We start from the raw sequence: 14,074 nt of genomic DNA, 5'->3' as shown, positions 1-14,074 counted from the left end.
CACCCCCGTCGATGAAGAGAACGAGGATGACGACCCGCGCCAGGTTTAGGTGCGTCTTTAGCGCTTCGCTTTAGCCTTCGCCGTGCGGGCCAGCACCGTTTTCTCGTCGATGGGGAACGTACCGCTGGCCCGCTGCTGCCGCGCGTAGGCCATCGCTTCGTCCTGGCGTTTCTTCTCCGCGCCGGTGGCAATCGCTGACCGCAGATGTTCAGGGCCGTACCCAAAGGCGTCAACAAGATCGACGGCGTGGGGGCGGATCTTCGCGAGCAGACGGTTGATGTACGGCGAGAGCGTCCGGGCCCGCTGGGTGGAAAGCCGGCCGTTCATCAGATACCAGGCGAGATTGCGCTCAATCAGGCACAACCCAAACAGGTCCCGCACCCAGGTGAGCACCTGTTTGGTGCCCGCGTCATCGACCTGGTGAACTGCGGCGGTGAACGCCTCCCACTGCAGCAGTTCCGCGTGTGCCTTGGCCGTCTCGATCAGTTCGTGCTGATGTTCGTTGAACTTCTCGGCGGCGGCTTCCTGTGGCAGCTTCCGTACCCCGCGCAGCTCGCCGGCCAGTTCAGCGACCATGGCCTCGACGCGGTCGGACAGCAGCTCGTGCTGGGTGTGTTCATCCCGCAGCGCGATCGCGGATTTCCGTTCGGATCCGGCGTCGACCACGGTCTGCACTACCCGCCGCAGACCCGAGCGGTGCAGGGTTTTCTCGGCACGCTGGGTGACCACGTAGCGTGCGAGCACACCGAAGTCGACGCCGCTGAACTCTTTCGCGTAATCCGCGAGGAGGCGCTTGGCCACCAGTTGCAGCAGGACGTTGTTATCACCCTCAAAGGTTGCGTAGACATCCATGTCCGCACGCAGGGAGGTAAACCTGTTCTCGGTCAGGAACCCTGCCCCACCACAGGCTTCCCGGCATTCCTGCAGCGTGTCGAGGGCATGCCAGGTCGACAACGGCTTGAGCGCGGCTGCGAGGGTTTCGAGGTCCTGACGATCCTCGTCTGTGTCGTGGGCGCCGGAGAAGACGTCGTCGAACTTGGCCAGCAGTTCCTCGTGGGCGAAGGATGCCGCGTAGGTGGCGGCTATCAGGGGGAGGAGCCTGCGCTGGTGCTGCTGGTAGTCGAGGAGCACCTCTTCCTTGAGGTCCGAACCCGCGTTGAACTGCCGCCGCTCCACTGAGTACTGCACCGCGGTTTTCAGCGCGAGTTTGGTGACAGCCACCGCCGCTCCGTCCAGTGAGACGCGACCCTGCACCAGGGTGCCGAGCATGGTGAAGAAACGACGTCCGGGAGAAGCAATCGGCGAGGTGTACACGCCTTCACTGTCGACGTTGCCGTAACGGTTGAGCAGGTTGGTGCGGGGGATCCGCACCTTGGTGAAGTGGAGCCGACCGTTGTCGATGCCGTTGAGTCCACCCTTCAGCCCGTCGTCTTCGCCACCGATTCCCGGCATGAAGTTGCCATCAGCATCGCGAAGCTCAACGTAGAACGCGTGAACCCCATGGTTCACCCCGCCAGTAATGAGCTGCGCAAAGAGGACTGCGGCCCGGCCGTCGATCGCCGCGTTACCGATGTAGTCCTTCCAGGCCGCCCTGAATGGGGTGTGAATCTCGAACTCGTCGGTTTCGGGCTGGTAGACCGCGGTGGTGGCGATGCTGGCGACATCGGACCCGTGTCCGGTTTCGGTCATCGCGAAACAACCCGGGATGTCCATGTTCATGATGCCCGGAATCCACGCCCGGTGATGTTCGGCCGTGCCCAGGTGGAGCACCGCGCTGCCGAAGAGGCCCCACTGCACTCCCGCCTTGATCTGCAACGATGGGTCAGCGACAACCAGCTCCTCGAAGCCCGCAATATTGGCTCCGTGATTGTCTTCACCGCCGAGTTCAGCGGGAAACGCCCGGTGCACTGCCTTGTTCTCCACCAGGTAGTGCAGTTGATCAAAGCAGCGGCTCCGCTGGTCTGCGTGGGACTGCCCCTCGATTCGGTGGACTTCCGGGCGACCCGCGAGCTCGCGGGCAACCCGGCGGGTGGCTGCCCACCGGCCCAGCAGCAGCTCACCCAGCGCTTCGACGTCGACTACGGCGCGGTCGTCGTCGTGGATGGCCGCCGTTGCGGGAACGTTGAGCTCGGATCGCGTGGCTGTCTGTGTCATGGGGTGTCCTCCAGAACTGAAATGGTGCTAGCGGGTGTTGGAACGTGATTGGCGATGCCCTCGAAGAGCCAGGTGGTGAGTTGCTCGCTGAGCTGGGCCTCGGTGGGTTTTGTGGGGCCGTCTGGGGTGGCGAGCCATAGCTCGCCGGCCGCCCGGACCATGCCGATCGCCGCCTGCGGCCAGAGGGTGAGCGCCGGGCCACCGAGCTGCCTGGCCCGTGGATCGGAGGCGAGGAACGATTTCATCGGACTGGCGAGCATGCTGGTGACCGCCTCGAAGAAGTGGCTCAACAATTCGGACGTTTGGGGGTCAGCAGGATTGGTGAGAGCGTCCGCGGCGCCCAACCGGGTGACAAAGGCGTACACATTGGGTGAGGTCTGGGCCATCTGCAGGTATGCCGACACCATCGCGTGGAGCCCCTCGCGTGGTGAGGCCGCCTGCCGTGCCGCATCGAGCACCTTGTCCTGCATCTGGGCGATAACCACCTCGCCCATGGCCTGCTGCAGCCCGGCTTTGTCACCGAAATAGCGGTAGTACACGGATTTGGACGTGCCAGCGGCCGTGGCGATGTCTTCCATCGATGCGCTGTAGCCGAGCGAATGCACCGCGCGGCGGGCGGTTTTCACCAGTGCACGACGTCGTTTGTCCCGGTGCGCTTGCCACCGACTTGAGCGACCATCGCCGGCTGCCGCGGCGGGACGTGCTGCTGGTCTTGGCGCAAGGGCCTGCTTGTTCACGATACTCAGCGTATCAGGTACGCTGAGTATCGGTAACTCACCGTTTTGGCGAAGGAGAATCACAGCATGGTCGACCAATCAGCAGAGCAGGGCAGCACGCAGCCCTCCACATCCGTCCGCAACGCGGTGGTCATTGGCGGAAACCGGATCCCATTCGCACGGTCCGGCGGGCCTTACGCGTATTCCTCCAACAAGGACATGCTGACCGCGGCGATTGACGGCCTCGTGGCACGGTTCGGTTTGCAGGGGGAGCGGATCGGCGAAGTCGCGGCCGGAGCCGTACTGAAGCACTCACGCGACTTCAACCTCACCCGAGAAGCAGTACTGGGTTCAGCCCTGGCGGCCGACACTCCCGCCTACGATGTGCAGCAGGCCTGCGCGACCGGCCTTGAAACCGTCATCGGCCTGGCCAACAAAATCAAGCTCGGGCAGATCGAATCAGGTATTGCTGGCGGCGTGGACTCAGCCTCCGATGCGCCAATCGCCGTCAGCGAAGGACTACGCCGCGTCCTGCTTGACCTGTCCCGCGCAAAGACCACACCCCAGAAGCTTTCCGTCCTCAGCCGCCTCCGGCCCCGGGACCTCACGCCCAACGCCCCAACAACCGGCGAGCCGCGCACCGGCCTGTCAATGGGCGAGCATCAGGCCATCACCACCGCCAAATGGGAAATCACCCGCGAGGCACAGGATCAGCTGGCGCTGAACAGCCACCACAACCTCGCCGCAGCCTACGACCGGGGATTCTTCTCCGATCTGGTCACCCCGTACCGCGGCGTCACCCGGGACGCCAATCTCAGGGCCGATACCTCGCTGGAGAAACTGGCCAAGCTGAAGCCTGTCTTCGGCAAGGGCGCAGCCGGTGCCACCATGACGGCAGGCAACTCCACCCCCTTGACCGACGGCGCGGCCACAGTCCTGCTCGGTTCAGAAGATTACGCCCGCCGGCACAACCTGCCCATGCTCGCCAACGTGGTGGACGCAGAGGCTGCAGCAGTGGACTTCGTGCACGGCGCCGAAGGCCTCCTCATGGCACCGGTCTACGCGATGCCCCGGATGTTGCAGCGCAACGGGCTGACCTTCGACGATTTCGACTTCTTCGAAATCCACGAAGCTTTCGCCGGTACCGTGCTCAGTTCCCTCGCAGCATGGGAGAACGAAGACTTCTGCCGGAATACGCTGGGACTCGACGGCGCCCTCGGCACCGTCGACCGGAGCAAACTCAACGTCAATGGCTCATCGCTGGCCGCGGGCCACCCCTTTGCCGCGACCGGCGGCCGGATCGTTGCGTCGCTCGCCAAGACACTGGCAGAGAAGGGCTCGGGTAGGGGACTGATCTCCGTGTGCGCCGCGGGCGGCATGGGCGTCGTCGCCATTCTGGAGGCACGCGAACAGTGACTGACAACTACCTGAACCTGGTCAACTCCGGTCCTGCCGGAAAGCTCGCCAAGAAGCTGGGGCTGCCTCGACCGGCGGTACTCCGCAGGCACAAACAGGGCGCACCTCTGGTCCCCGGACCGTTGTTGGTGCTCGGAGCTGGGGCTGCGGCCGACTCGCTCGCCTCCGAATTGCTCGGATGGAACCAGGATGTCCGCCGCCACGCCGCGCCCGGTGAGAAGCTCGGCGCCGTCGTCGTCGTGCTGGAAAACGTCACGGCACCCGGTGACCTCGGCGCCCCCATCCTGGAACTCGGTCAGGCAGTGCACCAGCTTGCGCGTGGCGGCCGCATCGTCACGGTCTCCCGTCCGGCGAAGGAAACCACCGACCCCGCCGAGGCTGCAGCCAGGCAAGGAATCGACGGAATTGTCAGGTCGGTCGGCCGGGAACTGCGTGCCGGTGCCACCGCAAACGGCATTCTGCTCCGCGACGGCGCCTCGGTGCAGGCCGCCGCCGGTGCCCTCAGGTTCCTGCTGTCCGGAAAAAGCGCCTTCGTCAGCGGGCAGTTCATCACCGTCCGCGACAGCGGGCAGGCCAGCGGCCAGGACGAGGACCGTCCGCTGGCCGGCCAGACGGCCGTCGTCACCGGTGCTGCCCGCGGTATCGGCGCTGAAATCGCGGCAGTGCTGAGCCGCGACGGAGCGCAGGTGGTCCTCGTGGACGTGCCGGCTGCCGGAGAGCAGCTCGCCGCAGTGGCCAACCGGATTGGCGGGACCGCCCTGCAGTTGGACATCACCACTGCTGACGCTGCCGCGAGGATACTCGAGCATGTGCAGCAACGGTATGGCTCCCTGGATCTGCTGGTGCACAACGCCGGAATCACCCGCGACAAGCTGCTCGCGAACATGGACACCGCCCGATGGGACTCGGTACTGGCAGTGAATCTTGAGTCGCAGCTGCGAATCAATGAGACGTTGCTCGGCTCCGAGGTGTTTGCTGCAACTGGCCGGATTGTCTGTCTCGCCTCGACCAGCGGCATCGCAGGCAACCGTGGCCAGTCCAACTACGCAGCCTCCAAGGCCGGGGTGATCGGCATGGTGCGCAGCACCGGCGTGGCCCTTGACGGCACCGATCGCACGATCAACGCCGTCGCGCCCGGATTCATCGAAACCGAGATGACAGCGAAAATGCCTTTCGCCACCCGTGAAGCGGCACGCCGCCTGAGCAGCCTGCAGCAGGGCGGACTGCCCATCGATGTGGCTGAGACCATTGCATTCCTCGCGTCGCCGGCCGCTGCTGGCGTCAATGGAGAGGTGCTCCGCGTGTGCGGACAGTCTCTGGTGGGCGCGTGAGCGAGCTGGTCCTGGACTCGGTTCCAGGACTCCCGTCGCTGTACCGCAGCGCCCTGATCAGCAGTGTTCCACTGCCGTGGGCCCGCGGGCGGTCGGCCAAAGGTTCAGGCATCCCGGAACTGCCGACCGTCCGGCATAGCGTCGCAGGAGTCCAGGCTTCGGTCGCCGACCTGACCAGGTTCCAGCAGTTGATCGGGGCGCCAGCCCACGACCTGCTGCCGTCTGGTTTCATCCACACCATTGCGTTCCCGGTGGCGATGAGCGTCATGGCACGAGCGGATTTCCCGCTGCCGCTGCTCGGAATGATCCACCTCCGAAATTCGGTTGAACACCGGCGAGCGATTCACTTCAGCGAAAAACTCAGCATTTCCGCCTGGGCTGGAGACCTGCGCCCCCACCCTTCCGGCGCCCAGGTGGACCTGGTCACCGAAGTCACCGTGGCGGGTGAAGCCGTGTGGACCGGCCGCTCCACCTATCTGGCGAAAGGGTCGCGGCTGGCGGGCGCAGCTATCGCACCGAAAGAGGAACGGACCACCTTCGTTCCACCCCAGCTCACCACCCTGTGGGACCTCCCGGTGAGTACTGGGCGCAGCTATGCGGCAGTGTCGGGGGATTACAACCCGATCCACCTCAATGCCCTGGCGGCCAAGGCACTCGGGATGAAGCAGACCATCGCTCACGGCATGTATCTCGCGTCGCGCATGGTCCAGGAGAGCAAACCGTCCGGGGTGGAATCATTCGCCTGGAGCATCGACTTCCGGTCACCGGTGCTGCTGCCCGCCCGGGTGGCCCTGGCCATCACGCCGCATCAGGAAGCTGGCACCTGGCGCGGAGCCGAGATCACCGCCTGGAATGCCCGTCGCGCCCGCGAGCACTTTACGGGCACCCTCACCCGGCTGGCCGGAACAGACTAGCCGAGCAGGTTCTGCCCATGCGGCACCAGCTGCCCTTCCCACTCACCCGTGGGGAGGGCAGCTGGCGTTGGACGTCTCTTGTTCGGGCCTAAACTGTGATCATGAGCGAGAACGTAGCCCTGCTTACCCGTGCCCGCGCCCTCGACGCCGCGGACCCCCTGTCCAGTTACCGGTCCAGGTTCGAGGGTCATGACGATCCCGACATCGTTGCCTATCTGGACGGCAACTCGCTGGGCCGGCCACTGACTGACACGCTGGGACGGCTTGAGTCGTTTGTCCGCGAGCAGTGGGCAGGCAGGCTCATCCGGGGCTGGGATGAAGGCTGGCTGGACCTGCCGGAGCAGGTCGGTGACCTGATTGGGCGGGTGGCGATCGGTGCCGCGGCAGGCCAGTGCACGGTCGCCGATTCGACCAGTGTGTTGCTGTACAAACTTGCCCGTGCAGCGGTCGCCGCCCGGCCCGGACGCACCGAGATCGTCATTGACCGGGACAATTTTCCCACTGACCGTTTCATCATGGAGGGTATCGCCGCCGAGCGGGGACTCCAGCTGCGCTGGGTGGAACTCCAGTACGACGGCGGTGCTACCCCCGCCGACGTCGCCGCAGCCGTCGGCCCACAAACAGCGTTGGTGGTACTCAGCCACGTCGCGTACCGCTCAGGGCACCTGGCCGACGTCCCCGCGATCACCGAGGTGGTGCACGACGCCGGCGCACTGGTCCTGTGGGATTTGAGCCACTCCGTCGGCTCGGTGCCCGCCGAGCTCGACCGATGGAACGTGGACTATGCAACGGGGTGCAGCTACAAGTACCTCAACGGCGGTCCCGGCGCTCCAGCCTGGGCTTATGTGGCGCAGCGGCATCTGGAGGATTTTCAGCAGCCGATCCAGGGGTGGCTCGGCAGCGCCGACCCCTTTGGCATGGGCTCGGACTTCGAACCGGCCCCGGGGATCAGGCGGATCATCTCGGGCACCCCGCCCATCATCGGGATGCTGGCAATGCAGGACATGCTCGGGCTGATTGCCGAGGTGGGCATGGACGCAGTCCGCGCCAAATCCGTGTCGCTGACCTCGTTTGCGGTGGAAGCGGTGGACGCGCTGATGGGGGAGCACGGCGTCGTCGTCACCTCTCCGCGCGACCCGGGACAGCGTGGGAGCCACATCACCATCGACCACCCCGGCTTCAAGGACCTGATCCCCGAGCTGTGGGCGAAGGGGGTCATCCCGGACTACCGCAACCCCGCGGGGATCCGGCTGGGACTCTCGCCGCTGTCGACGTCGTTCGAGGAGACCTTCCTCGGAATCCAGCGGATCGCCGAAAGCCTGCCTCCCGCCTAAACCCCGGCGAAGAAGCGGACTTCTCGGCATTCCGTCCCGGCTTCACCCAGAAGCGGCCGCCGCAGCAAGGTTTGCCGGGTGCAAGCGGCGGTTCTGAGCCTATCGGCCGCTTCGTTGTCGGCTAACCCTCACACTCGGCGCAGTACTTGTCGCCGTTCTTCTCGCGTGCGAGCTGTGTGCGGTGCTTCACCAGGAAGCAGGACATGCAGGTGAATTCGTCTTCCCGTTCGGGGATCACCGAAATAAGGAGTTCTTCCTCAAGGACGGCACCTGGAAGATCGAAGCCCTCAGCGGTGTCGCTTTCATCGGTGTCGATCGTGGACGACTGGGTGGTGGCGCTGCGTTGAGCCTGAATCGCCTCAAGCGATTCATTGACAGGCTGGTCTTCGGGCCTGACGCGTGGTTCGTCGTAGTCAGTTGCCATGCGGGCGGTGCTTCTCCTTCAGTTGTGTGATCAATCAGAGTACAGGGAGCGCCAGCGGAAAGTGGCGGCTTACGCTAACAGCGTGTGGGATACAGATTAAGTTCCCCGATTGTCAAGGGACAAGGTAGCAGGGACGACACTCAGTAGCGCAATCGCGCGGCTGATTGGGCCGGACGCACCCGGTTGGGCCCACCTTACCCGGTCGGTCCGCCTCACCCCTACCTTCCCGCAGCAACTGCCGTCCGGCACAGAACCGCCGGAAGAAACCGGCAAGGTTGTACCGGCAAGGCTGTGCCGGACGGCAGTTTCCGGGCCGGGATGCACCACCGGGTTCGTTACTCTAAAGAGATGGCCACAGTTATCCTCGTGCGGCACGGCCGCACCACAGCGAATGCCGCCGGACTCCTCGCCGGGCGGACCGTCGGCGTGAACCTGGACCAGGTCGGACGTGACCAGGCAGCCCTGACGGGTGACCGTCTGGCTGCCGTCCCGGTCGTCGGCGTGGTATCGAGCCCACTCGAGCGGTGTCAGCAGACCGCCCAGTTCATCCTCGATCGTCAACTAGGCAACCCGCTCACTCCCATCGACCCCGATCTGACCGAATGCGATTACGGCCAATGGCAGGGACGCACCCTCAGCGACCTTGCGACCGAAGACCTGTGGACCGTTGTGCAAGCCCAGCCCTCCGCGGTGACCTTTCCCGGCGGCGAATCCATGGCAGCAATGCAGGCCCGGTCCGTAGCCGCGATTCGCCGCCACGATGCGGCCTTCGAGGCCGAGCACGGGGCAGGTGCGGTGTGGGTGGCGGTGAGCCACGGTGACATCATCAAGTCGATCCTCGCTGACGCACTCGGGATGCACCTGGACCTGTTCCAGCGCATCAATGTGGGGCCGGCCTCCGTATCGATTGTGCGGTACGGCACAAGCCGGCCGAGCGTCTATGCCACCAACACCGATGCCGGGGATCTGTCCTGGTTATCGACAACGGTCCACGCGGCTGATGCACCGGTCGGCGGCGGCGCGGGACCGCAGCCCCCACGAACCTCAATCACCTAAAATAGCTGTATGCCTACTAAAGTTCATGAGTTCACCTGGCCTGATCGAGTTGTTGTCGGAACGATCGGCGCTCCGGGGTCGCGCACGTTCTATCTCCAGGTACGTGCCGGGGCGCAGATCGTCAGCATCGCCCTGGAAAAGCAGCAGTCGGCCCAGCTTGCCGAGAAGATCGACGAGATTCTCGACCAGCTCATCACCCTGGACGGCAACCCGTTCAGCATTCCTGCGAGCACTCCCATTGAACTGGTCGACAATGACCAGCTCGAACCCGTGGAAGAGCAGTTCCGCACCGGGGCCCTGAGTCTCGGTTGGGACCCATCGACAGTTCAGCTGGTCATAGAGGCCTACCCGATCACCGAGATTGATACTGAGGACGACGGCGACGCCGTTGATGAGTCGATCGGCGCAGAAGGGGTCGAGGTGTCCGAAATGCTACTGGTCCGGATGCCGGTCGGTACCGCCCGCGCATTCGCGAAACGCACCCGCGAGATTGTCGACGCTGGCCGCCCCACCTGCCCGCTGTGCGGGGAACCGGTCGACATCGATGGGCACACCTGCACCCTTCCTGAGGCCTGATGCCGACGCCTGACCTTGCGACGGCCGAGCTGACGCTTACCGGTCGCATCACGACAGCGTCGAACGCCACGTTCCTGGGCAGTATCGGCACCGAGGCGGTCGTCTATAAACCCATCGCGGGGGAGCATCCGCTCTGGGATTTTCCCGGCGGAACCCTCGCACACCGGGAGGTCGCCGCGTACCTGGTCTCGCAGTCGTTCGGCTGGAACGTCGTGCCCTTCACCTGGCTGCGTGAGGGTCCGCTGGGCAAAGGAATGGTGCAACTCTGGCAGGAGCAGGACCCGGAGCAGAACCCCGTGGACCTCGTCCCCTCCCACCGGGTGCCCGAGACTGGCTGGAAGCAGGTGTTGAAGGGTCAGGACGAAAACGGTCGGATGGTCGCCCTCCTTCACGAGGACACGCCGGCATTGCGGCGGATGGCAGTGTTCGACGTCGTCGTCAACAACGCCGACCGCAAAGGTGACCACATCCTCGCGATGGGCGACGGACACCGGCACGGGGTCGACCATGGGCTCACCTTCCACAGCGACCACAAGCTGCGCACGGTGCTGTGGGGATGGCTGGGCGACCCCCTGACCGCGGATGAGCTCGACGGTATTGACCGTGTCAGTGTGGGGCTGACCGGTGACCTTGGGGGCGCTCTGGCGGACCTGCTCAGCGCGGAGGAAATCGCTTCGCTGGCCGCACGCTGCGACAAGCTGCGCGCGGACGGGCGTTTTCCGGCGCCGAGCGGTGAGATGTCGGCGGTACCCTGGCCGCTGTTTTAGGGATGTGCCGCGATGGATCTTGAGGTGTCAGCGAAGCTCGTCATTCCCGAGCGTGAACTCGGCTGGCGCTTTTCCAGGTCATCCGGGCCGGGCGGGCAGCACGTGAATACCTCCGACAGCCGGGTCGAATTGTTCTGGAATATTGCGGACTCGACGGTCCTCTCCGACGAGCAGCGCGCGATGCTCCTCAACCGGCTCAGCCGCCACGTCGTTGCCGGAACGGTCACCGTCGTCGCCTCCGAGCAGCGTTCCCAGCTGCGCAACCGCGACACGGCAATGCGCAAACTCGCCGAGCTGGTCACCGTGGGACTGGCTCCCGACGCGAAACCTCGGCGTCCGACCAGGCCCACGCGCGGCTCCGCCCGGCGGCATCTCGTCGCGAAGCAACAGCGGTCGGCCACGAAACGCAACCGGCAGCGCCCTACCGCCGAATAGCGTGATGTGGCACCCTGGATGGCTGTTGCCACTGGATAGCCGTTGCCCCGGCAGAATCGTCCGTCCGAGGTCCCGGTCAGCCGTCGCTGCGCAGGTGCTCGTTGAAGAAGGCGACCACACGCCGCCGTGCGTCCTGTGCGGCGGCTGCATGGTACTTCGTACCGGAGACCGCTCCGAGGAACGACAGGAGCAGCGTGCTATCGGCTGGATTCATCTGGTTCATGAACCCGTGGCCCGCGTCGGGGTAGATCTTGATGTCGTGCTCCACCCCAACGGACTCGAGGATACCTTCCAGCCGCAGACCGGCCTTGCGTCCCATGGGGGACCTGTCCCGGCCACCGTAGCTGCCGACGATCGGACAGGCACCAACCAGCCATTGCGCGGCATCGGCGGGGNGGGGCAACCGCCGTAATTGGTGCTGACCGCGGAGTAATGGCTCTCCGGGGCAAGCGCGAGGGCATATCCGCCCCCCATGCAAAAGCCAATAACTCCCGTCACTCCGGTGCAACCCTCCTGCCCGACCAGCCAGGCGCGTGCAGCCTCAATATCATCGAAGGTCCTGCCACGGCGGGCGCCGATGTCACGCATGATGATCCGAAGGCATGCCAGCCGATTTCCCCAGTAGTACAGGTCCGGTGCGACGGTCAGAAATCCTTCGGCGGCAAGCCAATCGGCCTGATCACGCAGGTCCTGGCTCATCCCCGAAAAATCATGGGTAATGACAACCCCTGGCCACGGCGGGTCCACTGCGGGCACTGAAACGGAGGCTGGCATGATTCCCTGAGCTGTCTGGATCCGCACATCGGTCATGTCGGCCCCCTCGCTAGCGAATGATGCCGAAACTATCCCAGAGGGGGACTCCTGGCACAAGGGCATGCTCTTTGCCAGGCGACCCATAAGAGGTCGCGCAGCCGGATCGAAGGTGGCGTGGTCGAAGAAAGGCTCCACGTGGTCGAGGGCATAAAAAAACCCCGGCGGACCGGGGTTTTTTCACTGTGCGCGGAGGGGGACTTGAACCCCCACCCTCGTTAGAGGACTAGCACCTCAAGCTAGCGCGTCTGCCATTCCGCCACCCGCGCAGGTGATGTTTTCCGTAGCTCTAAACCTCGGAAGCAGCGAAAAAAACTCTAACACGATCAAGGCCCAAGAGTTTAATCCGCTGCTCGCGGGACCCTCCAGACAAAGTGGTTAGGCTGGTGACACAGCTCATTCGCCATTAGGAGGCCCGCACGATGAATATCAAGCCCGAAGACGAAGTTGTCCGCATCTGCCAGGAACTCATCCGCATCGACACCTCCAACTATGGTGACAACGTGGGCCCCGGCGAACGAGCGGCTGCTGAGTACACGGCGGGCCTGATCGAGGAAGTGGGCCTTGGCACCCAGATTTTCGAGTCCGAACCGGGCCGGGCCTCTGTAATTGCCCGGATGCCCGGTTCTGATCCCTCCCTGCCCGCGCTGGTGGTGCATGGCCACCTCGACGTCGTCCCCGCCCAGAAAGAGGACTGGACAGTCGATCCGTTCAGCGGCGAGGAAAAGGATGGCCTGATCTGGGGCCGCGGTGCAGTGGACATGAAAGACATGGACGCCATGATTCTCTCGGTCCTCCGCAACATGCAGCGCGAAAAAATCCAGCCCAAGCGCGACCTCATCTTCGGTTTCTTCGCCGATGAGGAAGCCGGCGGCAAATACGGGGCATCCTGGCTGGTCGACACCCAGCCAGGCCTCTTCGAGGGAGCCACCGAAGCCATCTCCGAGGTTGGCGGCTTCTCAGCGAACATCGGCGGTCAGCGCACCTACCTGCTGCAGACTGCGGAAAAGGGCATTTCCTGGCTCCGTCTGGTAGCCCACGGCCGTGCCGGTCACGGCTCACAGATCAACACCGACAACGCCGTCACCCGGCTGGCACGCGCCGTCACAAGGGTGGGGGAGTACCGGTGGCCAATTGAGCTCACCCCCACCACCCGCCAGTTCCTCGACGGTGTGACCGAACTCACCGGCGTCGAATTCGATCCTGACAACCCCGAGACGCTCCTCGCCGAACTCGGCACCGTGGCCCGCTTCGTCGGCGCCACCCTGCAAAACACCTCCAACCCCACGGTGCTCAAGAGCGGCTACAAGCACAACGTCATCCCGGGCACAGCCGAAGCCCTGATCGACGTCCGCACCCTGCCCGGCCAGGAGGAACAGGTCCTCGCCACCATCAAGGAGCTCGCGGGCGACGGCGTCGACGTCACCTACGACCACAAGGACGTTTCGCTTGAGGTGCCATTCGCCGGCAACCTGGTGGACTCCATGATCGACGCCCTGCATAGCCAGGACCCCGGCGCGAAGGTCCTGCCGTACACGCTGTCCGGCGGCACCGACAACAAGTCGCTGAGCCGCCTCGGCATCACCGGCTACGGGTTCGCCCCGCTGCAGCTGCCCGACGAACTCGACTTCACCGGCATGTTCCACGGCGTCGACGAGCGGGTACCCACCGAGTCGCTCAAGTTTGGTTCCAAGGTGCTCCACCGCCTGCTCACCACCTACTAGGCAGCGTCCATGGACACCCCCGAGGAAATCCTCCCGGACCGACTCCTGGACACGTTCCGGGAGCGGGCCGCCGGCTACGACGCACGGAACGAGTTCTTCCACGCGGATCTGGCCGATCTCCAAGCCATCGGCTATCTCGCGTTGATGGCACCCGTGAACGACGGCGGCCGGGGGTTGGGCGTCGCAGCGGTTGCCGCGTGCCAACGGCGGCTGGCGTCCGCGGCACCCGCCACCGCCCTGGCCATCAACATGCACCTGGTCTGGACCGGGGTGGCCCTGATGCTGCAACGCCTGGGGGACCACTCCCTGGGTTTCGTCCTGCAGGAGGCCGCCCAAGGGGAGCTGTACGCCTTCGGACTCTCCGAGCCGGGCAACGACGCCGTCCTGTTCGACTCTCTCACCACCGCCACACCACAG

General features: G+C 64.8%; 15 protein-coding genes and 1 tRNA gene. 10 read left to right on the top strand and 6 right to left on the bottom strand.

Translation table 11 applies throughout. The features are described 5' to 3' along the window. Positions 1-57 precede the first annotated feature (57 nt). On the bottom strand, positions 58-2,154 hold the full coding sequence (locus K728_RS0109255) for an acyl-CoA dehydrogenase family protein (protein ID WP_024476518.1): 2,097 nt from the start codon (positions 2,152-2,154) through the stop codon (positions 58-60). Further along, positions 2,151-2,891 (bottom strand): TetR/AcrR family transcriptional regulator, encoded by a 741-nt coding sequence (locus K728_RS0109250; protein ID WP_237742119.1) that lies wholly within the window; start codon positions 2,889-2,891, stop codon positions 2,151-2,153. Before K728_RS0109250 ends, K728_RS0109255 begins: the two co-directional genes overlap by 4 nt. A gap of 66 nt (positions 2,892-2,957) precedes the next feature. Between K728_RS0109250 and K728_RS0109245 the strand changes: the two genes are divergently transcribed. The 4 genes from K728_RS0109245 (at position 2,958) to K728_RS0109230 (ending at position 7,865) form a co-directional block, all read left to right on the top strand. Beyond that, a complete protein-coding gene (locus K728_RS0109245; protein ID WP_019482687.1) occupies positions 2,958-4,286 on the top strand; it encodes an acetyl-CoA C-acetyltransferase in 1,329 nt (442 codons plus the stop codon). Continuing rightward, the gene (locus K728_RS0109240) at positions 4,283-5,617 is read left to right on the top strand and encodes a 3-oxoacyl-ACP reductase (RefSeq protein ID WP_024476516.1); all 1,335 of its coding nucleotides are present in this window, start codon (positions 4,283-4,285) and stop codon (positions 5,615-5,617) included. The genes K728_RS0109245 and K728_RS0109240 overlap by 4 nt, the downstream gene beginning before the upstream one ends. Beyond that, complete coding sequence (locus tag K728_RS0109235) at positions 5,614-6,531, top strand: MaoC/PaaZ C-terminal domain-containing protein (RefSeq protein ID WP_035747724.1); 918 nt, start codon at positions 5,614-5,616, stop codon at positions 6,529-6,531. Before K728_RS0109240 ends, K728_RS0109235 begins: the two co-directional genes overlap by 4 nt. A gap of 101 nt (positions 6,532-6,632) precedes the next feature. Next, positions 6,633-7,865: a kynureninase gene (locus K728_RS0109230; RefSeq protein WP_035747727.1), complete on the top strand. Its 1,233-nt coding sequence runs from the start codon at positions 6,633-6,635 to the stop codon at positions 7,863-7,865. A gap of 121 nt (positions 7,866-7,986) precedes the next feature. On the opposite strand, the gene K728_RS0109225 is transcribed toward K728_RS0109230, so the two are convergent. Then, positions 7,987-8,289, bottom strand: a complete 303-nt coding sequence (locus tag K728_RS0109225) for a DUF4193 domain-containing protein (RefSeq protein ID WP_019482691.1) — start codon at positions 8,287-8,289, stop codon at positions 7,987-7,989. Positions 8,290-8,637: 348 nt separating this feature from the next. Between K728_RS0109225 and K728_RS0109220 the strand changes: the two genes are divergently transcribed. From K728_RS0109220 to arfB, 4 genes are read left to right on the top strand one after another with little or no spacing between them, the layout of a single operon-like run. Next, positions 8,638-9,345 carry an MSMEG_4193 family putative phosphomutase gene (locus tag K728_RS0109220; RefSeq protein ID WP_024476513.1) on the top strand — a complete coding sequence of 236 codons (708 nt, stop codon included), beginning with the start codon at positions 8,638-8,640 and terminating at the stop codon, positions 9,343-9,345. Positions 9,346-9,354: 9 nt separating this feature from the next. Further along, a complete protein-coding gene (locus K728_RS0109215; RefSeq protein ID WP_019482693.1) occupies positions 9,355-9,921 on the top strand; it encodes a DUF3090 domain-containing protein in 567 nt (188 codons plus the stop codon). Beyond that, entirely contained in the window at positions 9,921-10,688 is a 768-nt protein-coding gene (locus K728_RS0109210) for an SCO1664 family protein (RefSeq protein WP_019482694.1), read from the top strand. The genes K728_RS0109215 and K728_RS0109210 overlap by 1 nt, the downstream gene beginning before the upstream one ends. 12 nt (positions 10,689-10,700) lie before the next feature. Continuing rightward, positions 10,701-11,123: an alternative ribosome rescue aminoacyl-tRNA hydrolase ArfB gene (gene arfB / locus K728_RS0109205; RefSeq protein WP_019482695.1), complete on the top strand. Its 423-nt coding sequence runs from the start codon at positions 10,701-10,703 to the stop codon at positions 11,121-11,123. A 76-nt stretch (positions 11,124-11,199) separates the two neighbouring features. On the opposite strand, the gene K728_RS22365 is transcribed toward arfB, so the two are convergent. The 3 genes from K728_RS22365 to K728_RS0109195 all read right to left on the bottom strand — a co-directional run bounded on the left by K728_RS22365 (position 11,200) and on the right by K728_RS0109195 (position 12,202). Further along, positions 11,200-11,442: a dienelactone hydrolase family protein gene (locus K728_RS22365; protein ID WP_272944186.1), complete on the bottom strand. Its 243-nt coding sequence runs from the start codon at positions 11,440-11,442 to the stop codon at positions 11,200-11,202. Next, the gene (locus tag K728_RS19000) at positions 11,343-11,822 is read right to left on the bottom strand and encodes a dienelactone hydrolase family protein (protein WP_272944187.1); all 480 of its coding nucleotides are present in this window, start codon (positions 11,820-11,822) and stop codon (positions 11,343-11,345) included. Before K728_RS19000 ends, K728_RS22365 begins: the two co-directional genes overlap by 100 nt. Positions 11,823-12,119: 297 nt before the next feature. Then, a tRNA-Leu gene (locus K728_RS0109195) sits at positions 12,120-12,202 on the bottom strand. 153 nt (positions 12,203-12,355) lie between these two features. Here K728_RS0109195 and K728_RS0109190 point away from each other — a divergent pair. Further along, on the top strand, positions 12,356-13,657 hold the full coding sequence (locus K728_RS0109190; protein WP_019482697.1) for a M20/M25/M40 family metallo-hydrolase: 1,302 nt from the start codon (positions 12,356-12,358) through the stop codon (positions 13,655-13,657). Between the two features lie 9 nt (positions 13,658-13,666). Beyond that, on the top strand, positions 13,667-14,074 hold a 408-nt coding region (locus tag K728_RS0109185), incomplete at its 3' end, for an acyl-CoA dehydrogenase family protein (protein ID WP_024476512.1).

The sequence above is a fragment of the Arthrobacter sp. CAL618 genome (genome assembly GCF_000468215.1).
Classification (GTDB): domain Bacteria; phylum Actinomycetota; class Actinomycetes; order Actinomycetales; family Micrococcaceae; genus Arthrobacter_D.
The sequence above is the reverse complement of the archived record's forward strand: the minus strand, read 5'-3'. Positions and strand labels throughout refer to the sequence as shown.